This window comes from Desulfobulbus rhabdoformis, assembly GCF_016919065.1.
Taxonomy (GTDB): Bacteria; Desulfobacterota; Desulfobulbia; order Desulfobulbales; family Desulfobulbaceae; genus Desulfobulbus; species Desulfobulbus rhabdoformis.
In genome coordinates, this window is record NZ_JAFFQA010000008.1 from 64,783 (window position 1) to 86,556 (window position 21,774).

Below are 21,774 nucleotides of genomic sequence, written 5' to 3' on the forward strand. Positions count from 1 at the left end.
GTCGTCTCCTGCGTAGCGGATGACGACCTTATCTCTTTGAAAATAAAAAATCTTTAGTGGGTTTTCAGTTGTACCCAATACTGTTCATAGAGCTTCAGCGTGTCGGCATCAAGGTGATCCAGAAATTCTCCTTGAGCAACCATTTCAGGGCTGGGATTGACGATGCTATTTTTTTTCATCGCCTCAGGGAGCAGAGTAATGGCTTTGGTATTGGGGGAAGAGTAGCCCATGGCTTCGCTTATAGCGGCCGATACCTTGGGGGTAAGTACATAATCCATAAAGGCATAAGCTGCCTCAAGGTGCTCAGCCCCTTTGGGGATGCAAAAACTATCTAGCCAGAGACTGAATCCTTCAGGCGGATAAATATAGGTAATAGCAGGATTCTCGCTGTTGGCGATAAAGGCCTCGCCATTATAGACGAGCCCTGCGGCTACCTCGCCAGCCAAGAGAGCCTGTTTGGGGGAGTCCGAGTCAAAGACGCGAATATTGGGCATAAGTTTCTGTAACTGCTGATAGGCCTTTTCCAGGTGTTCAGGGTTGGTCTCGTTAATGGAGTAGCCCAATGTTTTCAGTCCAATGCCAATGACTTCACGCAGATCATTGGGCATTATCAGCCGCCCTTTGAGTTCCGGTTTCCACAGATCAACCGCCTTGGTAATGGTTTCTTTTGGCAAAAGTTCGGTATTGACCGCAATAGAGGTCGAGCCCCACATGTAGGGAATCGAATAACCGTTGTTCGGGTCAAAGGACTGATTGACGAACCGTGGCGCAACCAAACTGAAATGAGGAATTTTTTTGGTGTCGATTGGAAGAAGCAAGCCTTCTCGCCGCATCAGACCGACAAAGTCTGAAGAGGGGACAACAATATCGTAGCCTTTGCCCACCAGTTTGACCTTGGCATACATGGCTTCGTTGGAATCATAGGTAGAGATATTGACCTTGATTCCTGTTTTTTTACTAAAGTCAGCCACCACCTCATCGGGAATGTATTCCGACCAGATATAGAGATTAAGGACCTTGTCGCTGGCCAGAGCTGAGGTCGTTAGCGCCCAGACGGTCGCAGCCATGAGCACAGCTTGTACAATGTTCTTCATTCTTTCTCCTTAAGCAATGTTCTTGAGAGAACGAGGGCAACTATGGTGATGCCCATCATCACCACGCAGAGAGCGTTAACATCGGGTTTTATCCCGAGACGAACCATGGAGTAAATCCGTAGCGGTAGTACCTCGAAGTCGGGGCCGGTGGTAAAAAAACTGATAATGACGTCATCAAGCGAAAGGGTAAAGCTGAGCAGCCAGCCGCCGACAACAGCGGGTAATGCCAGCGGGATGACTATAAAGCGAAAGACCTGATACTCATCGGCTCCCAGATCCTTGGCTGCATCGAGAATGTCACGCTGAAAGCCATGGAAGCGCGAGTAGACCGTGGTCGCGACAAAGGGCACGCAGAGCACCGCATGGGCCACGAGCAGAGTCGGAAAACCAAGGGGCAGATGCAGGGCTAAAAAGAGTAGCAGCAAAGAGATGGCGATGACGATGTCCGGTGACATCATCATCACAAAAAGACTGCCAAAGAGCAGTTTCCTGCCGGGGAATCGGTATTGGTGCATGATAAAGGCGGCCACTGTTCCCATCAGGGTAGCCAGGGTAGCTGCACAACCGGCAATGAGCAGTGAATTCAGTGCCGCAGACATAAGACTGCTGTTATGCCAAAGCTTTTCGTACCAGCGCAGGGTAAAACCGTGCCAGGCGAGTGAATACTTGGAATCGTTAAAGGAGAAAATCGCTACCACCACAAGGGGCAGATACAAAAAGGCGTAGACCAGGCCAGCATAGATCCATTTGAGCCGGCGACTCATTGCATCGCCTCCCTGTTCAGTCGCTTGCTGGCAAAAAAGTAAAGCAACAGCATCAGCCCCATGGCAACAGTCATGGTTACGGAGGCGGCGGCTCCCATGGGGATGTTGCGGTAGATCAGAAACTGGTCACGAATATAGTTGCCCAAAAGCATGGAGCGCGCACCACCTAACACATCTGCCACGTAAAACATGCCAAGAGCAGGCAGGAAGACCAGCATGCACCCGGCTATAATGCCAGGTGTGGTCAGGGGAACGGTGATACGAAAAAAGGTGTTCAGCCAGTTTGCTCCCAGATCTCGCCCTGCCTCGACCAGGCGGGGATCAACCGCTTTGAGCGCCGCATAGAGGGGCAAAATCATAAAGGGGAGCAGGGTGTACACGAGGCCGATAAACACCGCGGTCTGGGTGTACATCAGCTGTAGGGGCATTTCAATCAGGCCAAGCGCCATGAGTACCTGGTTGATGACGCCGTTTGCCTTGAGCATCATGACCAGGGCGTAGGTGCGAATGAGGGAATTGGTCCAGAAAGGGATCATGACCAGCAGCAGCATGAGGGGTTGCACCTTTGCGGAGGACTGCGCCAAAATATAGGCAAAGGGATACCCCACCAGCAGGCAGAGCAGAGCCGCCACCCCGGCAAGAAGAATGGAGGACCGAGCCATGCTGAAAACAGCAGGGGAGATGAGATGCTGATAATTGGAAAAACTCAGACCGGATTGGACGAGCTGATCATCTCCAGGTAGAAGAAAACTGGCAATAAAAAGGATCAGGTAAGGGATGAGAGCCAGAACAACCATCCAGGTGTAGGTCGAGCCAATAAGGAGCTGTCGAAATCGGGAGCTATTTTTCATAGGGCAGCACTACCTCCCACCCTTCGTACCAGCCAAGGATAACCTTATCCCCTGGCTTGAAGCTGAGGTCTTCACTGTCCTCATCGAAGAATTCCGTTACCTGAACGGTTTTTCCATCCTCAAGGGTGACCTCGACATCATAGGTTGCCCCTTGATAATAGAGGCGTTGCACGGTTCCTTTGAGCTTTGCCTGGTGAAAAGAGGCGAAAAGATCTCGGGACTTGGCCACGTCTTGCTCCAGCTCCAAGCGAAAATCCTCTGGACGCAAGAGCACATGCACCCGTTGACCTGGGGTAACATTCCGCTTACTGCGCAAGCTGACCTGGGCGCCTTCCACCATGGCTGCAAAGGTTTGCGGTCCGCTCTGTTGCTCGATTACACCGTCAAGCACATTGATATCTCCTACAAAGTCCGCAACATAGAGATTGACCGGTTCTTCGTAGATTTCCATGGGAGTGCCAATCTGCTCAATGTGCCCACCCTGCATCACCACCACCCGGTCTGACATGGCAAAGGCCTCGTCTTGATCATGGGTTACCAGAATGAAGCTGATGTTGAGTGTGCGCTGCAGTCGCTTGAGTTCGCGTTGCATCTGTTTGCGCAGGCGGTGATCCAGGGCAGAGAGTGGCTCGTCCAAGAGTAAGACACGAGGTTGATTGACAATGGCGCGTGCTATGGCCACCCGCTGTTGTTGGCCACCTGAGAGTTCAGACGGGCGACGACGTTCTCGACCGGTAAGCTGTACTCGTTTGAGAGCCTGAGCAACGAGGCCGTTGATTTCGTCCTGAGCTTTCCGGGCCATGCGTAACCCAAAGGCCACGTTATCAAAGACGCTCATGTGGGGAAAGAGCGCGTAATTTTGAAAGACCGTATTGACAGCGCGTTTTTCCGGGGGAATTCCCTCAACCGGCATGCCATCAAGCAGCAGGGTACCACTGGTACAGGATTCAAATCCGCCGATCAGCCGCAGCAGGGTGGTCTTGCCACAACCGGATGGCCCCAGCAGTGAGAGAAATTCTCCGTCGGCAACACGTAAGGAGATGTCAGAGAGTGCCTGCTCTCCGTTGTATTGTTTATTCACCTCAATGAGTTCTATAACCGGTTTGTCCAACCAAAGTCTCCCACGCACACGAATAAAAGGTGACCCAAAGTCATTGAATATAAAGAATTAATCCGTTGTACGACTAGAACAACGAAAAAAGTCATCAATAATTTTACTGCATCTGTGACTGCGGATGGTCGCTGAGCGCTCACAGATTGAGGTACGACTTAATAAATTTTTCGTTTCCCAAACGTTGAGCCAATAACGTTAAAGCTGTTTTCGACGATAAACAGGGCATGTTCATCAACGTTGAACACGGCATTTTCTAGCTTTTTTAGCTGAAGGTTGTTGGTAATCGCCATGAGGATCAAGCGATCGTTGCCACTAAAGGCTCCTTTGGCTTTTATAAAGGTTGCACCTTGGCGCAGAACCTCGCTAAAGGTTTTGGCGATAGCCTCATTTTTTTCGCTGATCACATAAACGATTTTTCGCTGATTGAAAAGAGAGAGAACATGCTCAACCGTGGTCGAGGAAATAAAGACAAGGATAATTGAAGCGATGATGATATCAGGAGTGTAAAACGAGATGGTTAACCCGAAAAGCAACACATTAAAGAGCATATAGATCTTGCCCACCCCTAGGTTAAAACGGGTGTTGAGCATGATCGCAGCAATATCGAGTCCACCTGCAGAACCAATCGAGCGCAGGATAATACCCGAACCGGCACCGCTGACAATACCACCAGCAATGGCAGCATAGAGTTGATCCTTAATCTGAAAATCAAAGGTGACCCACTGGGTTGCCAGAGTGATCACCAGCATGCCATAGAGGCTGTACCAAAAAAAACGGCGGCCAACGAAGAACCAGCCCAAAACAAAGAGAGGAATATTAAAAATAAGATACCATAGTGAAGGCGAGAGGAGCTGGGTCTTATAATAGACCAGCAGTGTCGCACCATAGAGGCCGCCGGTTATAAAGGAGTTGTTGATCACTGCTCCGTTAATACCCAATGCAAAGAGCACAGAACCAGCGGTGAGCAAAACAAGATTCCATAAAATAGAAGAGGTGGGATTACGATGTATCATGAGCGTCCCACCTCAAAATCAAAACATATTATTATATACATCGGTTACTCAATACGATAGCCAGGGGGCATGCACCGGATATACAAAGAGGAATCTCAGTCAGGCACCGGTTGCGATACATGTTGTACAAGAAGACCTGAATCCGTGACGGCGGATGGTCTCTGGATAGCATATTCAGTTGATAATACGAAAATTTTCAAACTAATTTATTTGCTATTCAGTTTCACCCGCCGTTACGGATCCAGAGAAGAGGATGTAAGTGGACCATAGCGAAGACAAGAAGGCTAATCGTCATACTCATCGTCAAAATCACTGCCTTCATCCTCCCCCTCATCCAGAGGTTGCAGGCGAATGGGGTCCAAGGAAACGATCAGGTATTCGGCCTCACAATCGTTGCAATAGACGGCATCATCCTCTTCACTGAAACCTTCGATGATGATATCACCGCCACAGAGTTTACATTCTTCAATCTGAACGTCTTCCTCTTCCTCAGTATAATCAATCATTGGTCAATCCTTAGGAAAGTTAAAATCCCTAAAAATGGGTCGCATACCCCAAAGGGGCACAACGCGTCAGCTTCGACACAGTGAAGGGGAAAGCAGCACCCACCTTCTTGTGGGCACTATACACCGCTTAATCCGTCAATGAAAAATGAAATTTTTTCAAGATATTTATTTTTATAAAAAGCAAATAATTTTGTTGGAAAACAGCAAGGAGGTGGCGCTATGCCATGAGTGATGGTTTTTGCGGCAAGGGAGCCTGCGCAGGTCAGAGCAAGCCAAATTTTTTTAATTTCGCATAGGTGGTATTGCGGCCAATTCCCAGTGCTTTGGCCATCTGAGAGACATTGCCGTTATATTGGACCAGAGCCTGCTGTAACGCCTGCTTCTGTATCTCGTCGAAATTAAGCGAGGTGAACTGAGGTGAACCACTGGACGCTGGAATTTGTGGTTGCATTATTGCCTCCTGAACTTTAGGTGGCAGTGTGTCGACAGAAAGTTTGGTGGACTCAAGTAAAACCATGGTGGATTCGATAACGTGTCGAAGCTCACGAATATTACCAGGCCAGGAATAGGCCGCCAGTGCCTCTCGAAATGCGGGATCGACCGCATCAATGGGGCAGTCCAGTTTTTGGGAAAACTCTTGAATAAAGTGATCGGCAAGGAGCTGAATATCGGTTTCCCGCTGGTTGAGTTGCGGCAGAACCAGATTGACTACATGGAGGCGATAGTAGAGATCTTTACGAAAGGTTCTCTCTTCAACCATGGCTTCCATGTTCCGGTTGGTTGCGGCAATCACGCGAACATCGATCGGTAGGGAACGTTTTCCCCCTACCCGGGTTACCTGATGCTCATCAAGCACCCGCAAAAGATTCACCTGAATGGACAGGGGCATCTCGCCAATCTCATCAAGAAAGATCGTTCCTCCCGATGCCTGCTCGAATTTTCCTGCCTGCCCCCCTTTGGAAGCTCCGGTAAATGAGCCCTCCACATAGCCAAACAGTTCGCTTTGAATCAACTCCGGAGCGATAGCTCCACAGTTCACTGCCACAAAAGGCTTTTTCGCTCTGGGACTTGCCCGATGCAGGGCCCTGGCCATGACTTCTTTGCCGGTTCCGGATTGGCCGGTGATAAGCACGGTGGTGTCAGTAGGAGAGACCCGCTTTGCGGTTTTAACCACCTTTTGAAAGGCCACGGATTCACCGATCATACCCGCAAATCCATCGTCATGGTCAATCGTCCTGGCGGCAGCAGGTTTGTTTGACTTGAGCGGGGGATAGATGCAGAGGGTTAGTCCATGCAGGTGATTAAAATTGTTCACCAACGGTGTGGCATAAATGTTCCACGTGGGGTTATGCAGGCAGCGCAGTTCCTCCATGGCAAAAGAATCGGAGAGCGTTTCATGAGCCTGCCGTGAAAAGAACGGAGATAAGTCAAACCACTTCGAGGCATCCTTTCCGCTGAGTTTATGCAGAGAACTCTCGAAAAGTTCTGCTGCCGCCTGGTTGCAGTAACAGACCTTGCCATACCGATCCAGCGTAATCAGGCCGATGGCATTATGGTTGAGAACCGTGCCTATCATCCCCATGCACTGCTTCTGAATATAGAGTGCCTCAATGGCCCGGGCATAATACATAGCCAGAGCCAGGCAGCGATCATGCTCGTTTTCATTAGGACCCGAGATGTCAACACTGCCCAGTAGGACCCCGTGCAGATCAAAGATAGGGGCAGCTGAGCAGGTCCAGCCATGCTGGCTTTCGCAAAAGTGTTCTTTGCCTATGACCCGGTGGGGGAGACCACTGGTCAGGGCAAGTCCAATGGCATTGGTGCCAACACTTCTTTCACTCCAATCTGCCTCAGGCCCAAAATCGATGCCATCAGCCATGCTCAAGGTTTTATAGGAGCCAATGGTTGCGGTCAAGTAGCCGTACCGATCACTGACTGTGAAAAGCAGTCCCTTGCTATCAAGGTAGGAATACAGATCTTTGGGCGTATTTTTAACGGCATCACGCAAAAAATGGTGTTCTGTGTCGAGTTTGCTGCGGTCACAGAAGTGCTCGCATCGTTTACTTGACGGGTCCACCCCCATATGCAGGCAGCGTTTCCAGGAATCAGTGACGCTGGTTTTGATGTACTCCTGATTGAGTTTCTTGCTGGTGACAAACTGACTCCATACGGATTTTTCCAGTTCATTTTCAAGCTCAAAGGGAAAGGCCCCGATCACCCCCCCAGGGTTAACAACGATCTTGTCTTTAAGGGATGGGGTTATCGTAAATTTATTCCTGTTTCGTACGAGCTCGTGCATGACTTTCTACCTGTTCAATCAAAATGACGGCGATGAAGAAAACTACTGCCTGGCAACGTGTAAGCGATCTCGAAACACTTACGTGCCTTCCTTCTCGGGGCGGTCTGGGCCTCTCCCTTTAGGGGGGGGCGAATGCGTGACCTATCCTAAAAAACAAAGCAAGTAAAGGCCTGTTTAATATAGTTTCTAAAAATATTCCTCCCTTTTTTATCATTTTTAACTTTTATCAGATATCAACTGTTCGAATATCGAACAGGGTGATTGCTTTTTTGCAATACCTCCCTCCTATACTTGCTTAAATTCACGGTAAATATCATTCAACAGGGTGTTCAATTTTTGAACACTCCTGCAGTTTTGTCAAAGTTGAAATTTTTCATATGGATATATCCATCTATATACACGAGTGCTTCATTTTTAAAAGAAAATCGGTAAACGCATAAAACGTTTAAGACAGCTCAGAGAGGTCAATGCAGTCAATTATCCCTTATTGATCGTCTTCGTCTGGCCTGGTTCTTGCTCAATCCGGTGCAGGCAATTTTTTGCATGCACCAGCCAAAGCTGATGGCATCGTCAAGAGTCATAATTCTGAATTTCATGCGCCTGAAATGAGAGGATTAGAAGTTCGGAACGTCGTTCTCGAGGTTTTTCACGGGAAGGACAAAGCTAACTTGTGAGGGAAACGGTTCTCCTTGGGCCGAAACCCGACTGATTGAGAAAACGGAGGCAGATACTGTGGCTACAGACATTCTTATGCCCAAATGGGGCCTGACCATGAAGGAAGGAAAACTTTCCAAATGGTTAAAAAACGAAGGGGACACCGTCAAGGCAGGTGAACCTATTTTTGAAGTTGAGACAGATAAAATTACCAATTCGGTAGAGGCCACTGGTGACGGTGTACTTTTCAAGATTCTGGTTGGGGCTGGAGATACCGTAGCCGTAAAAACGGTGGTGGGCATTCTTGCGGCCGATGGCGAGACACCCGATGTCCCGGAGAGTGCAGGAGAAACCGCCTCCACTGCTCCAGCCAAGGGCGCAGCCCCCAAAGCCGCTGAAGCCAAAGCAAAAAATGAAGGCGGCTTTGTCCTCGCCTCTCCCATTGCCAGACGACTTGCCAAAGAAAAAGATATCGATCTGGCCGATGTGACCGGCACCGGGCCCAATGGTCGAGTAACTGAAAAAGATGTCCTTGGCTACACCCCTGCGCCCGATGAGTACGACAGCTACAACGCCGCACCCCAGGCCATTGCCTTTGCGCGTCAGCATGAAATCGATCTCTCCCAGATCACCGGTTCTGGCGAGGGAGGAAAAATCCTTAAGGTCGATCTTCTGCGGGCCATGCAGCCAGCGGCTCAACAGGAACAGACTACAACCTGTTCTTCCGAAAAGCCCGAGATCATTCCCTTTGAAGGTATGCGTAAAGTCATCTCGGACAACATGATGGCCAGCCTCCATGGCATGGCCCAGCTCTCTGTCTTTGTTGAGTGCGATGTCACTGCAATGGAATCGTTTCGTGACAAGGTCCGGGCGAAAAATGCCAAGAAAGAAGACATACCGCGTGTATCTTACAACGATATCATTGCCCTGGCTGTCAGCCGCACCCTCATGAAGTACCCCTATATGAACGCCTGGCTGACCGATGAGGGCATCGTTCGCCACAAGACGGTCAACCTTGGCATCGCCGTGGCTTTACCTGAGGGCTTGGTCGTGCCTCATGTAAAAAATGCCGAGAAGAAGACCCTTTCCGAGCTTGCCGTCGAAATACGCGAGGTGGCAGGCAAAGCGCGGAAAGGTGGCCTGACCATGGATGAGCTCCAAGGCGGAACCTTTACCATCACCAATGTCTCCATGATGGGTGTGGATGGTTTCACCCCCATCATTAACCCGCCTCAGATTGGTATTCTTGGCGTGGGCCGCACAAAGGTGCGTCCGGCGGTCGATGAAAACGGCCAGATCGTCAGCCGAACCATGATGACCTTAAGCCTGACCTTCGATCACCGTGTCGTTGACGGAGCTCCCGCAATGAATTTTCTCCGTGGCCTGGCAGATTGCCTCGAAGACCCGGCCATGATCCTGGCCTGACGCCGCTGTAATTCAATGGAAAAGAAACGGTATATCGTCGAATTGGGTACAGGCGCAGATCTGCACGGCATGAACGTCACCAAGGCGGCCTGCAGGGCGGTGCGAGATGCCATTGGTCGCAGCTGTCTCTGTGGCCTGGTGGAAATTTTACACCGGGAAAATTTTGAGGGGGTGGTGATCGATGTCACGGTTGCCTGTCCCTTTCCCGAACAGGTGAACCAGGAAGAGGTTCTGGCTGTCCTGCCGGTGGGAAAACCCAATATCAAAATCATTCAGGGAGGTCTGATAACCGATGGCCTCTGCGTGGAGTGTTTTGGCAGCAACTGCGCATCCATTGTTGTTGCCAATGCCGCAGTAACGGTATGGATCGAGCCTGCAGAACCTGGATGTTCAAAGGCAATACAAGATTAGAGGGTGTCTTGAATAATTAGATTTTTCAATCAAGGTCAAGGATTGTGAAAAAATTTACCGCAGGCATATAGATGATATTCCGAGGATAAAATTTTGAGCATGACGCAGAGATTGGCAGAAAAAGCAATTATTCAAGATTCCCTAGAGACGATTATTCGATAACTTATATCAAGTGATGATCAATTAAGGAGGATGTCATGACAATTAAGAAAAAAACCATGGTCCAGATGTACAACACCATGTACCGGATCCGTCAATTTGAGAAAAAGCTTCAGGAATTTTTCGCCGCAGGCAAAATTCCAGGCTTTGTCCATCTCTATCTGGGGGAAGAAGCGGTTGCTGCCGGTACCTGCGCCGCTCTGAACAAGGAAGACTACATCACCAGTACCCATCGTGGTCATGGTCATCTGATCGCCAAAGGGGGTGATCTGAAACTGATGATGGCAGAAATTTACGGTAAGTCAACGGGGTACTGTAAAGGGAAGGGCGGTTCCATGCACATCGCAGATGTTGATTTGGGCATCCTGGGTGCCAACGGTATCGTTGGTGGTGGTGGCCCAATCGCTGCCGGAGCGGGCATGGCCATCCAGTACCGAGGTGAGGATCGGGTTGCTGTCTGTTTCTTTGGCGATGGCGCCTCCAACCAAGGGACCACCCAGGAAGCGCTCAACCTGGCCAGCGCCTGGAACCTGCCGGTTGTCTTTGTCAACGAGAACAACGGCTACGGTATCTCCTGCCCCATCAGTAAATCCATGGCCATTACCGATATTGCCGATCGTGCCGCTGGCTATGATATGCCGGGTGTGATTGTTGATGGGAACGATGTCGTCGCAGTTTACGAGGCCATCACCGCCGCCGTTGAGCGTGCACGCAAAGGTGAGGGCCCCTCACTGGTTGAGTGCAAAACCTACCGTTGGCGTGGCCATTTTGAGGGCGATGCTTGCACCTATCGTTCCGATGATGAGTTGGACGAGTGGGTGAAAAAGGATCCGATTCCTCGCTTCGCCAAGAAATTACTGGATGATGGCATCCTCACTCAGAAAGAGCTCGACAAGCTTAACGCCGATATTGATGACGAGCTTGCTGCGGCCATTACCTTTGCCGAGGAGAGTCCTCTCCCTGAACCTGCCGATATGTTTGATGATGTTTACGCCTGATCATAAGTAGCGGCTTTAAGGAATAACACTTCATTTCGTACGATTTATATATTTTGGAGGAATAGATGGCACAAAAAACATATATGCAGGCGCTCAACGACGCCATGCGCGAAGAGATGGAACGTGATCCCAATGTCTTGATTTTTGGTGAGGATGTCGGCCAGTTTGGTGGCTGCTTCGGTGTCACCAAAGGACTCTTTGATCAATTTGGCGAGCGTCGTGTGCGCGACACCCCTATTACCGAAAGCGCGATCGTTGGTGCGGCAACCGGTGCTGCCGCTGCCGGTCTGCGTCCTGTGTGCGAGCTGATGTTTGTCGACTTTATCGGTGTCAGCATGGATCAGCTGTTTAATCAGGCAGCCAAGATGCGCTACATGTTTGGCGGCAAAACGACCATCCCCATGGTGCTGCGCGCGCCTCAGGGCGGTGGCATCGGTGCGGCTGCACAACACAGTCAGTCGCTTGAGTCCTGGTTCATGCATATTCCCGGACTCAAAGTGGTAATGCCGGCGACTCCAGAGGATGCCTATGGGCTGTTGATCAGTGCGATCCGTGATGACAACCCGGTTGTCTTTCTTGAGCATAAGATGCTCTACGGTGTTGAAGGCGAGGTGCCTGATAACGCTGGTCCCATTCCTTTCGGGAAGGCACGGATCCATAGAGAGGGGACCGATGTGACCATCGTAGCACTTTCCAAGATGGTCTACTCCGCACTTGAGGCCGCCGAGACCTTGGCTGCAAAAGGGATCAGTGCCGAGGTGGTTGATCCGCGTACAGTCTCTCCGCTTGATATGGATTCTATCCTTACTTCCGTGAAAAAGACCCATAGCCTGGTCATTGCCCACGAGGCTGTCAAAATAGCTGGTGCGGGTGCCGAAATTGCCGCCCAGGTAGCAGAGGATGCCATTGATTACCTGGATGCGCCGATCATGCGTGTTGGCGCTCCCTTTGTCCCGGTACCGTTCTCACCGCCACTGGAAGAAGCCTTTTTGCCGAATGCAGAGGATATCGTGGCAGCAGTCGAGAAAATTCGTTCCTGAAGACAGGTTCGTTCTTACGACCTTTTACAAACATTTGTCTCATGAAAACAGTCGGTATCATCGCAAACCCTATTTCAGGCAAAGATATTCGTCGTCTCGTCGCCCACGGCAGTGTTTTTGACAATCAGGAGAAGGTCCGCATTGTGCGTCGCCTTTTAGTTGGTCTTGCCTCCGTTGGCATCGAGCGGGTCATCTTCATGCCCGATTATTATGCCATTGTTCAGCGGGCACACAAGGGGATTCATTCCCCCATTGAGATTGCCTCAGCCCCTATGTGCGCAGAGAATACCCAGGAGGATTCGACTAAAGCAGCCCGCCTGATGGTCGATGCCGGAGTCGGCTGTATCTTTGTTCTGGGAGGTGACGGCACCAGTAGGGCCGTGGCCAAAGGCAATGCGGTGGTACCGATTTTGCCTCTATCAACCGGAACCAACAATGTTTTTCCCTACATGATTGAGGCAACCGTCGCTGGATTGGCTGGAGGGGTATTGACCTCCGGCCAAATCAGTGTGGAGGAGGGATGCTTTCGCTCCCCTGTGCTTGAAGTCCTGGATGACGACAACAACCTTGTCGATATAGCCTTGGTTGATGCGGCCGTGCACACAGATACCTTTGTCGGCTCCAAGGCCATCTGGTCCATGAAACAGATAACACAGATTGTTCTTACCCGTTGTCGACCAGACAGCATCGGTCTCTCTGCCATTGGTGGACAGTTACACACTCTTACTCCCCAGGAGCATCGCGGCCTGCACCTGATCCTCGGTCCTGGAGGAAAGCGCGTTCTTTCTCCGATCGCGCCGGGGCTCATTGAGCCGGTGGATATTGCATTAGAGGATCATTTGACTCTTGGTCAATCCATACGTGTCGACCAGTCTCCCTGTGTTATTGCCCTGGATGGCGAGCGGGAAGTAGAGGTGAAACGAGGGGCTCATGTCCATATTCGATTCTCCGATAGAGGACCATGGGTTGTCGATGTCTCCAAGGTTATGGCTTTGGCTCAACAAGCTGGAATATTCGTTCAACCCAGGTAACCCCAGAGGAGAATAAACCAAAAGACGACTTTGCGCAGGTGCGGTGGCTAGGTCAATCCTCTAGAGCTTGCTTGATGGCTCCCTCTTCCTTCTGGTTCTGCCGCCCCTGCGCATTTTCACCAATATGTTCACCACAAAAGGAGCAGTAATGGCAGAAATTGTTAAGGCAGCATTCGTGTTTATTGCCCCCGAGGCCGACCCCAAGACCCATCGCCAATGGATTGAAACCCCTGTGATCCATCTGCTGAGCATTGGGGTTGGGAGTTACACAGAGGCAGTGGATATCTGTAGAGACATCGTAGAACAGGAGGGTGTAAAAGCCATCGAACTTTGTGCAGGTTTTGGCAATAAAGGCGTCGCAATGATTGCAGAGGCTGTTGGAAAGGATATTGCGGTTGGTGTGGTTCGTTTTGATATACATCCAGCACTTGGCAATGTCAGTGGCGATACAATTTTTTGATAAGACGAGGTACAGCCCATGAAAGCAGCGAAGTGGTACGGTAAAAAAGATATTCGCGTTGAAGATGTTCCCACTCCTCCGGCCCCCAAACCAGGAGAGGTACAGATCAAAGTTGCCTGGTGTGGCATCTGTGGATCTGATTTGCACGAGTACCTGGCAGGCCCGATATTTATTCCAGTGGAGCCCCATCCCCTGACCGGAGTCAAGGCGCCATTGATTCTTGGTCATGAGTTTTCCGGAGAAGTTGTTGCTGTAGGTGAGGGCGTAACGACGGTTCAGGTGGGGGATAGTGTCGCCCCTGATGCCTGCCAGCACTGTGGGACCTGTGTGACCTGTCGGGAAGGCCGCTACAATGTCTGTGAAAAACTAGCCTTTACCGGGCTGATGGCCGAAGGCGCCTTTGCCGAACTGGTCAATGTGCCCGCTGAACTTTGTTACGTTCTGCCTATAGTGCATCGCACATGAAATGATACTTGACTGGCCTGCCCAATACTTGTTAATGTCCCATTATCTTACAGGGTCAACCATTTAATGGAGGGGCAGGCATGGATTCACGACGCGGTAGGCCATTAACACCAGAGGTAAAAAAACTTGCTGTATCTGTCAAACATTACTTTGATCAAACTGAGATCGAACCTAATGAACCAAGTGTAAACAGAACAGCTGATGCTCTTGGGATCGGTGTGGCTACTGTTAAACGAATAATGGCGGATTATAATCGTGATCCCAGTCTGCTTGAGGCGCCTGCAAAAAATCGAGGTCGTCCAGTTTATGCCGTCAGTATTTCATATCAGGCGGCAGTCCGTGTGTATATAAGGACTGCGAATAGTGAGGGGCGGCATATCACTCTTGCTGATATACTGGAGTTTCTTAAAAAAAACTATGGTGATGATTCTTTCCACAAGGCAACATTAGCCAGAACCCTGAATAGATGGGGCTTTGAATTTGGCAAAGGCATCCGCTCTCAACATCTAAAAGAAAAAGATCATATTGTAGCGGCCAGGAGACGATATCTTCGTGAGAAAAAAAATAATCGGGTAGATGAAAGCAACACAGCAACTCAGCGCCCAGAAGTGTATCTTGATGAATCCTATGTGAACAAAAATCACAGCAATGATTTCACCTGGTATTTTGGCGAAGATGGCCCATGGTTACAAAAACCAACGGGCAAGGGAGAGCGCCTGATAATACTCAATGCAATTACTTCCAGTGGCTGGGTGCCCGGGGCAAAGCTTGTGTTTAAAAGCACAAAAAAGACAGGGGACTATCACGGGCAAATGAATTGGGAACTTTTTAAAAAGTGGTTTGCAGAGATGCTTCTCCCTAATATCCCAAAAGGTTCTTTAATTATAATGGACAATGCACCATACCATAATATTCTTTCGAAACATTCTCCGCCCACCCCTCATAGTTCCAAGGGAAAAATTAGAGAATGGCTGGAGCAAAATAAGATCTACTGTCGGGACGACTGCTTAAAACCTGAGCTGGTTGAAGTGCTTAAAAAACTGGCACCCGAGCCAATTTATGCGATTGATGAATTGGCTGCCGAGCATGGCCACAAAGTGCTCAGAACTCCTCCGTACCATCCGGAGTTACAGCCGATTGAAACATGCTGGGGCGTTGTTAAGAATCACATTGCGAAACACTGCGATTTCACGATGAAGAACTTGATCAAACAGCTTGATGACGGTTTCAAAAAAGTGACCAAAGAAACATGCACAGCGATTATCCAAAAAATAAGGAAAATAGAGGATGAATTTTGGGTGTCAGACCTGCAAATAGATACAAAATTGATGGAATGAATTGGTATCAATTCATGTGCTACGGACTATAAGGGATTTGACATGGAGGCCGCCTCTTTGATCGAGCCGCTGGCAACAGGCTTTAAGGCCGTGCGCCTGGCAGGATCGCTTTTGGGGCAGACGGTTGTTGTTCTCGGTGCTGGTACCATTGGCCTGGGAACGATAATGTGCGCCAAGGCTGCCGGTGCTTCCACAGTTGTCAGCATAGAAACGGCTGCTGCTCGCAAAGAACTGGCCAAGGAATGTGGTGCTGACATCATCCTTGATCCGTTGGAGTGCGATGTTGTGGCCGAGGTGAAGAAGATGACCGGTGGTTCAGGTGCTGATGTCTCCTTCGAGTGTATCGGCCACAAGGACACCGCCCCCTTGGCTGTTGATATTATACGTAACAACGGCAAAGCGGTGATTGTTGGTATTTTTGAGGAACCGTCGAGTTTTAATTTCTTCAGCCTCAGCGGAACAGACAAGGTCGTGATCGGAACCCTTGCCTATACCATTGATGATTTTCAAGGCGTGGCGAATCTGTTGGCAACCGGCCAGCTCAAAGCAGCCCCGCTTATTACCGGGAAAATCAAGCTTGATGATATCGTGGAAAAAGGTTTTGAGGAGTTGGTGAACAATAAGGCTACCAATATCAAGATTATCGTTACCCCCTTTTGATGTTGTAAAATCGAATTACGTTCTGCAAAAAAAAGGGCCGCTCCACATGGAGCGGCCTTTTTTTTACCTGATATCAAACGCTCTGTTTGGCATCAGATAAAAAAAATCCTCTTGCCGGTCACTGTCGCTATAACCGGCAAGAGGAGAGGTTCAGGGCAACTCAAATTCCCTGAGAAGTTTGTTATGCTTTAACTATCAACCAAACAGATCCTCCAAAGCCTCATATACATAGGACATATACATCAGCTTGGGCGATCCTCCCATGGCAACGGCCATCAAGGCTGCCTGCAGAATTTCATCGCGACTTGCACCCGCAGATGCTGCAGCTTCAACATGGATAGCGATACACATTTCACACTGCGACATAACAGATGTCGCCACAAGGATGAGTTCCAACTGTTTGTGTGGCAGTGCATCAAGCGAAGCGAGCTGCTTGGTAAATTCCAGATATTTGCCATACTCGTTGGGGGAGTATTTGGATAAATAGGCGAGTGCTTGTCCTGCCTTCTCAGATGAGTTCATAGGTGCTCCTCTTTCAAGATTGTTGATGCTGAATGACGATGGGCGATAGAATCTTCGCCTTCATTGCATTCATTATTTCCTCACTTTATAAAGCAAGTAGCGTACCTGATAAGAAGAGGGGCAGAGGAACATTGTGGGGATTTTTGCTCGTTACTTCAAAGAGAAATAGTTCCGTAAAAACAGGATAATGACAGGGGTTGCTTCCACTTGATATTCACCCGTCTCCATTGTTGCGCCCGCTTTTTGCCATTCTCAAGTGTGGCCGACTTTTCCCCTATGATTTTTCACGAATAGAAACCCAAATTTCGCTGAGAAAATAGCGCAATACCTGCTTTGACCGCCCACATTACACTGGCAATTACAAGGGCAAAAACGGTGCTGTACTAAGTCAGGACACACAACTGTGGTCGCATGTTCAGAAATGGAACAGTGATTACTTCCAACTTAAAAAAAATCTAATTGCCTCCAATACGTGGCGTGGGCACGGTCAGACGTCCCCACGCTATCGTTGTTTGTGACATGCCGATTAAAGTAAACTTTATCGGTATGTTGCAGGCAATGAAGGTGGCGTGCTAATGGATGTCCCAAAGGGCGGCGGGGGCAACTGAACAATACATGAATTTGTAAAAATACGTCGTCTTATTAAAAAGATGCGTTGTTCAGCACCCCTCGCCGTCACGGATTCGGGAGGAAATTCAGGGGTGAAGCACGAGAGATTGCTTTTCTGCCTGAAAGATATGGGTGTGTCTTTCAGTACACTGGAAGCGTTGTTTGGAGCGTTCCACCATGGAGCCGAGCCCCATGGTGTCATCTTCAGGAAAGGGGAGGTGGTAGACAACGAGATGTTTGGGGGTGAAAAGGGTGTTGATGAGCTTTTGCCCTTGGGGATGTTGATAGAAAAGAGGGTTCACAAAGACCAGATCAAGCTCTATTCCACTAAGAGCCGTTTCATAGTATTCTCTGACAAAATCGCCATCCCCTGTGAAGAGCAGGGTAAATCCACTAAGATCAAAGAGATAGCAATAATTTATCACAGACTGATACTGCGGTCCCATATGCCGAGTCGCTATGATCCTCCCCGTGATGTTGGGCCCAAGCTGAAAGGGTTCAAACTCACCTGGCTGTAAACTCAGTATCTCAGATTCCACCGATTTTTTTCGGAGATGATTATAGAGCAGGGCCAACTCAGGTGAGAGGGAGGCTGCCTTCGGAAGAAACACCTTTTGAATCTCCCTGGCATGAATAAGTTCCGTCACATACAGCGGGGAGAAATGATCGGAATGTTCATGGGAAAAAAAGAGGTAATCAAGCGTTTTGAAGGCCTGCTTTCCCAGGCGCATATGGAGGAGATCCACCCTGGAAACGGGGCTGAAGCGGCTGGTGGCATCATGATGGATCCCATCCACCAGTATTCCGGTCCCGTCGTATTCGATGAGTATGCCTGCGTTGGCAATCAACGTCAGAGTGATGTCTTTATTCATGAAAGAAAGGTCTGTTTCAGGTTCGTATCGCGGCATAACTTTCTGCAGCGTGGTAGGAGCTGCGGACCAGCGGCCCGGCGACCACCTGACTAAAACCACGACTTTCTCCAATATGAGCCAGTTCCTCAAAGGTGTCAGGCTGTATATATGCAACAAGCGGATGGTGTTCGGGAGAAGGGCGCAGGTATTGACCAAGCGTCAATATCTGGCAGCCCGCTTCGAGTAAATCATCCATGACTGCCAAAATTTCCTCTTTGGTCTCACCAAGGCCAAGCATGAGGCCTGATTTTGTGGAGATAGGCCTCTGGCCTCTCTGAGCGGCGACTCGTCCAATGAGTTCAAGTGACTGTTGATACCCGGCACCGGGCCGCACGGCCCCGTATATACGTGGGACAGTCTCAAGGTTGTGATTGATTACATTGGGCTGGGCAGCAATCACCTGTTGCAGGGGAGTCTCCTCCCCGCGAAAATCGGGAATGAGCACTTCAACAGTTGCCGTTGTCTTTTCTTGAATTGCTCGTATTGTCGCCGCAAAGTGAGCAGCACCGCCATCTGGGAGATCATCACGGGTCACCGAAGTGATCACCACATGCTTAAGCCCCAGTTGCCTGGCAGTAAGAGCGACCATCTCAGGCTCAGTAGGGTCCGGTGGCAGGGGGCGACCATGGGAGACCGCGCAAAAGGCGCAATTTCTGGTGCAGATATCACCCAAAATCATAAAGGTACAGGTTTTATTGGCAAAACACTCGCCAATATTTGGGCATTGGGCTGACTCACAGACCGAGTGAAGATGCCCCTTATCCAGTAAGGCCTGTATCTGATCCATACTATCCGCATTGGGGGCCGGTAACACCAGCCAGTTAGGCCGTTTCAAGAGAGTCCTCCGTAAGTAGCTGTTTAAGGGATGCTGAACGTAGGGGAAATTTAAAGATGGTGGAAAACTGATGACGCATTTCCCGGCGCACCGCCATTAAATGAGGTGTATAGCCAAGCTGCTGCTGCATCGAGGTCACCGAGTGGGCAGTTATACCGCAGGGCACTATAAAACTGAAATGACGAAGATCAGGACATACATTGAGCGCGATACCATGCATGGTGGTCCATTTGCGAACAGCAATCCCCATGGCACCAATTTTCTCACCACCAACCCAGGCTCCGGGGAATTTAGATTTTCTCCCGGCGTTGATCCCATAACGACGCACGGTTTGAATCATGACCTCTTCCATATTCCGGGCATAGGCATGAAGGTCGCGCTGTTCACCACGTAATGCAAGAATGGGGTAACAGACCAGTTGCCCCGGACCATGATAGGTTATATCCCCGCCTCGCGAGGTTTCGTGGACCTTGATGCCGTGCTGTTGCAAGATTTCTGCATTGGCTAACAGATGCTGGTGGCCACCGGAGCTGCCAATCGTTATCGAGGGCGTGTGTTCAAGCATGAGCACCACATTGGGGATGTGACCATGCTCTCGCTTTTTGTGAAGGATCTTTTGGATTCGATGCATCTGCTCATAGTCTTCGAGCATAAGATCAATCCACAGTGTCTCCTTATCAGAGTCATATTTGTCCATATACTTGCATCCTGTCTTTGTTTGGGGAACATTTACCCCATCCAAGATGGATGCCAGTATTTAGAACGCTACTTAGAATGCAGAAGGAGGTTTCGATCTGGATACGGTTACAGCCAGTGTTTGCGCTTAAAAAAATAGAGTAACCCTGTTGGAATAATAAAAAACAGTCCCCAGAGGGAAAAGTATCCCCACTTCCAGTGCAACTCGGGCATGTGGTCGAAATTCATGCCATAAACTCCCACGATAAAGGTCAGGGGGATGAAAATGGTCGCAAACACCGTCATCACCTTCATTATTTCATTCATGCGATTGGAGACGCTGGAGAGATAGATGTCCAACAGGCCGTTAATCAGATCCCGGTAGGTGTCCAGCGTATCAATGACACGAAGACAGTGTTCGAGGACATCATGGAAATAAGGATGGGTTTTCTTTTTTATCAGAGGGGATTCACTGCGCTGAATCGAAAGCATAACCTCTCGCATGGGCGTAATAGCCCGGCGAAGAAAGACCAACTCTTTTTTCAGGTGGGCAATGGTGCTGAAGAGGTGAGACTGGGGGCGGGCGAGCAACTCCAACTCTATGTTTTCAATGACGTCCTCCAGAGTATCGGTGAGCACAAAATAGTGATCGACCACGAGATCGATAATGGCGTAGGCGAGATAATCTGAGCCGAGGGCGCGAATGCGGCTGTTTGGGGCATCAAGCCGCTGTCGAATGGCGGTAAAGAGATCATCGGCCTGTTCTCGAAAGGTGAAGACCATGTCGGCAAAGACAAGAAGACTGATCTGTTCGTGGGTTATGCGCAGATCCTCATGCACCCGCAGGGTTTTAATCACAAAATAGAGGTAATTGTCATGTTCCTCAAATTTAGGCCTTTGATGGGTGTTAAGAATATCCTCAAGGACCAGAGGATGTACCTCAAGCTCACTGCCAAGCGCCTGCACCATTTCCACAAGATCAAGCCCCTCACACTGGATCCAGAGGCGTCGATTTTTTTGACGGAAGGGTACAATATCAGAGAATTTTTCGATCTGGGTCGTGCTGCAGCCCTCTGGATCGTAGGCGCTTACGGTTATACGGCCAGTTTGCAGGGGCAGCTCGCTCACATGAACCAGGGCGCCAGGTGGCAACCCGGTTTTGTCTGATGCATAGGTGGGAAGGCGGCTCATGGGGTATCCTCTCTTGTGTCTGGGCCGAGGGCAGCGCTTAAAGGGGAAAGAAACGTTTTCTCGATATATGCAGCTATCGACTTGGCATCGCTGAGCGCGAAATGGATCAGATCATGCGCTCCAGCAGTGTCACTGGCAATGGCAAAGACCCCACTCACCTGCTGATAGAGCCAGGGAGAATCCTGATCCCTGCGAACTTCAATTTTAGGAACGTTGGCAGCGTGTTTGAACCCCTCAGCAATAATGATATCCACCTCAGGGAAAAGCTGAGGGCCAAGCAGGGCAAGTTCTGTGTGCATCGGCTTGCGTTGTATAATGAGCTGATCCGGGGCGAGCAGGGCAAGTGCATCAGCGCCAGCCTCTTTGTACAGCGCCGTGTCAGTACCCGGTTGGTCAACAACAATACCGGTTTCCTTGGTGGATTTAATGACAGCCACTTGGTATCCCCTGTCCTTGAGCAGGGTGACAACGAGGCGGGTAAGGGTGGTCTTTCCTGAATTGTGCCAACCAATAAAACTGACTACCGGGGGCATTGAATATCCTCTCTCAAGTAACACATAATCTCATAGTTTGATCAAAAAATAACTTTCCTCGGCAACGGTTTGATATTATCTCTTTTTCATGGGATGACTTCAAATTTTTCTTTTTTATTCCCTTGCATTAATTTTTTGAGTGTTGAGCTGTATCGTTGTTTGGCGATATACTTTTATGCACTACAGATTTTAAATCTGTGAGTAACCTGAATCCGTC

General features: G+C 49.5%; 20 protein-coding genes and 2 pseudogenes. 9 read left to right on the plus strand and 13 right to left on the minus strand.

Annotated features, from left to right (window positions below; all coding sequences use genetic code 11):
- Positions 1 to 53 precede the first annotated feature (53 nt).
- From JWJ90_RS06020 to JWJ90_RS06050, 7 genes are all read right to left on the minus strand, one after another.
- The gene (locus JWJ90_RS06020; RefSeq protein ID WP_205226297.1) at positions 54 to 1,094 is read right to left on the minus strand and encodes an extracellular solute-binding protein; all 1,041 of its coding nucleotides are present in this window, start codon (positions 1,092 to 1,094) and stop codon (positions 54 to 56) included.
- Positions 1,091 to 1,858 (minus strand): spermidine/putrescine ABC transporter permease PotC, encoded by a 768-nt coding sequence (potC, locus tag JWJ90_RS06025; RefSeq protein ID WP_205226298.1) that lies wholly within the window; start codon positions 1,856 to 1,858, stop codon positions 1,091 to 1,093. The genes JWJ90_RS06020 and potC overlap by 4 nt, the downstream gene beginning before the upstream one ends.
- Positions 1,855 to 2,709, minus strand: a complete 855-nt coding sequence (locus JWJ90_RS06030; protein ID WP_205226299.1) for an ABC transporter permease subunit — start codon at positions 2,707 to 2,709, stop codon at positions 1,855 to 1,857. Before JWJ90_RS06030 ends, potC begins: the two co-directional genes overlap by 4 nt.
- On the minus strand, positions 2,699 to 3,820 hold the full coding sequence (potA, locus tag JWJ90_RS06035) for a spermidine/putrescine ABC transporter ATP-binding protein PotA (protein ID WP_205226300.1): 1,122 nt from the start codon (positions 3,818 to 3,820) through the stop codon (positions 2,699 to 2,701). The genes JWJ90_RS06030 and potA overlap by 11 nt, the downstream gene beginning before the upstream one ends.
- 158 nt (positions 3,821 to 3,978) lie before the next feature.
- A complete protein-coding gene (locus JWJ90_RS06040) occupies positions 3,979 to 4,836 on the minus strand; it encodes a YitT family protein (RefSeq protein WP_205226301.1) in 858 nt (285 codons plus the stop codon).
- Positions 4,837 to 5,120: 284 nt separating this feature from the next.
- On the minus strand, positions 5,121 to 5,342 hold the full coding sequence (locus tag JWJ90_RS06045) for a hypothetical protein (RefSeq protein WP_205226302.1): 222 nt from the start codon (positions 5,340 to 5,342) through the stop codon (positions 5,121 to 5,123).
- Positions 5,343 to 5,604: 262 nt separating this feature from the next.
- Positions 5,605 to 7,641 carry a sigma-54-dependent Fis family transcriptional regulator gene (locus JWJ90_RS06050; protein WP_205226303.1) on the minus strand — a complete coding sequence of 679 codons (2,037 nt, stop codon included), beginning with the start codon at positions 7,639 to 7,641 and terminating at the stop codon, positions 5,605 to 5,607.
- Positions 7,642 to 8,373: 732 nt separating this feature from the next.
- On the opposite strand from JWJ90_RS06050, the gene JWJ90_RS06055 reads away from it, so the two are divergent.
- The 9 genes and pseudogenes from JWJ90_RS06055 to JWJ90_RS06095 form a co-directional block, all read left to right on the plus strand.
- Positions 8,374 to 9,720, plus strand: a complete 1,347-nt coding sequence (locus JWJ90_RS06055; RefSeq protein ID WP_205226304.1) for a 2-oxo acid dehydrogenase subunit E2 — start codon at positions 8,374 to 8,376, stop codon at positions 9,718 to 9,720.
- Positions 9,721 to 9,735: 15 nt separating this feature from the next.
- Positions 9,736 to 10,131: a Lin0512 family protein gene (locus JWJ90_RS06060; RefSeq protein ID WP_205226305.1), complete on the plus strand. Its 396-nt coding sequence runs from the start codon at positions 9,736 to 9,738 to the stop codon at positions 10,129 to 10,131.
- Positions 10,132 to 10,328: 197 nt separating this feature from the next.
- The gene (locus tag JWJ90_RS06065; RefSeq protein ID WP_205226306.1) at positions 10,329 to 11,288 is read left to right on the plus strand and encodes a thiamine pyrophosphate-dependent dehydrogenase E1 component subunit alpha; all 960 of its coding nucleotides are present in this window, start codon (positions 10,329 to 10,331) and stop codon (positions 11,286 to 11,288) included.
- A 65-nt stretch (positions 11,289 to 11,353) separates the two neighbouring features.
- Positions 11,354 to 12,328, plus strand: coding sequence for an alpha-ketoacid dehydrogenase subunit beta (locus JWJ90_RS06070; protein ID WP_205226307.1), 975 nt, complete (start codon positions 11,354 to 11,356; stop codon positions 12,326 to 12,328).
- A gap of 41 nt (positions 12,329 to 12,369) precedes the next feature.
- A complete protein-coding gene (locus JWJ90_RS06075; RefSeq protein ID WP_205226308.1) occupies positions 12,370 to 13,359 on the plus strand; it encodes an ATP-NAD kinase family protein in 990 nt (329 codons plus the stop codon).
- Between the two features lie 148 nt (positions 13,360 to 13,507).
- Positions 13,508 to 13,819 carry a DUF6506 family protein gene (locus JWJ90_RS06080; RefSeq protein ID WP_205226309.1) on the plus strand — a complete coding sequence of 104 codons (312 nt, stop codon included), beginning with the start codon at positions 13,508 to 13,510 and terminating at the stop codon, positions 13,817 to 13,819.
- An 18-nt stretch (positions 13,820 to 13,837) separates the two neighbouring features.
- Positions 13,838 to 14,266 (plus strand): annotated as a pseudogene (locus JWJ90_RS06085) (alcohol dehydrogenase catalytic domain-containing protein); the annotation flags it as partial.
- Between the two features lie 98 nt (positions 14,267 to 14,364).
- Positions 14,365 to 15,621 (plus strand): hypothetical protein, encoded by a 1,257-nt coding sequence (locus tag JWJ90_RS06090; RefSeq protein WP_205226311.1) that lies wholly within the window; start codon positions 14,365 to 14,367, stop codon positions 15,619 to 15,621.
- A gap of 36 nt (positions 15,622 to 15,657) precedes the next feature.
- Positions 15,658 to 16,281: pseudogene (locus JWJ90_RS06095) on the plus strand (zinc-binding dehydrogenase); the annotation flags it as partial.
- A gap of 195 nt (positions 16,282 to 16,476) precedes the next feature.
- On the opposite strand, the gene JWJ90_RS06100 reads toward JWJ90_RS06095, so the two are convergent.
- The 6 genes from JWJ90_RS06100 to mobB all read right to left on the minus strand — a co-directional run bounded on the left by JWJ90_RS06100 (position 16,477) and on the right by mobB (position 21,557).
- Complete coding sequence (locus tag JWJ90_RS06100) at positions 16,477 to 16,803, minus strand: carboxymuconolactone decarboxylase family protein (RefSeq protein ID WP_205226313.1); 327 nt, start codon at positions 16,801 to 16,803, stop codon at positions 16,477 to 16,479.
- A 695-nt stretch (positions 16,804 to 17,498) separates the two neighbouring features.
- The gene (locus JWJ90_RS06105) at positions 17,499 to 18,320 is read right to left on the minus strand and encodes an MBL fold metallo-hydrolase (protein WP_205226314.1); all 822 of its coding nucleotides are present in this window, start codon (positions 18,318 to 18,320) and stop codon (positions 17,499 to 17,501) included.
- A complete protein-coding gene (gene lipA / locus JWJ90_RS06110; RefSeq protein WP_205226315.1) occupies positions 18,301 to 19,158 on the minus strand; it encodes a lipoyl synthase in 858 nt (285 codons plus the stop codon). The genes JWJ90_RS06105 and lipA overlap by 20 nt, the downstream gene beginning before the upstream one ends.
- Entirely contained in the window at positions 19,145 to 19,855 is a 711-nt protein-coding gene (gene lipB, locus JWJ90_RS06115) for a lipoyl(octanoyl) transferase LipB (RefSeq protein ID WP_205226316.1), read from the minus strand. The genes lipA and lipB overlap by 14 nt, the downstream gene beginning before the upstream one ends.
- A gap of 107 nt (positions 19,856 to 19,962) precedes the next feature.
- On the minus strand, positions 19,963 to 21,024 hold the full coding sequence (gene corA / locus JWJ90_RS06120) for a magnesium/cobalt transporter CorA (protein WP_205226317.1): 1,062 nt from the start codon (positions 21,022 to 21,024) through the stop codon (positions 19,963 to 19,965).
- Entirely contained in the window at positions 21,021 to 21,557 is a 537-nt protein-coding gene (gene mobB / locus JWJ90_RS06125; RefSeq protein WP_205226318.1) for a molybdopterin-guanine dinucleotide biosynthesis protein B, read from the minus strand. The genes corA and mobB overlap by 4 nt, the downstream gene beginning before the upstream one ends.
- Positions 21,558 to 21,774: the final 217 nt, after the last annotated feature.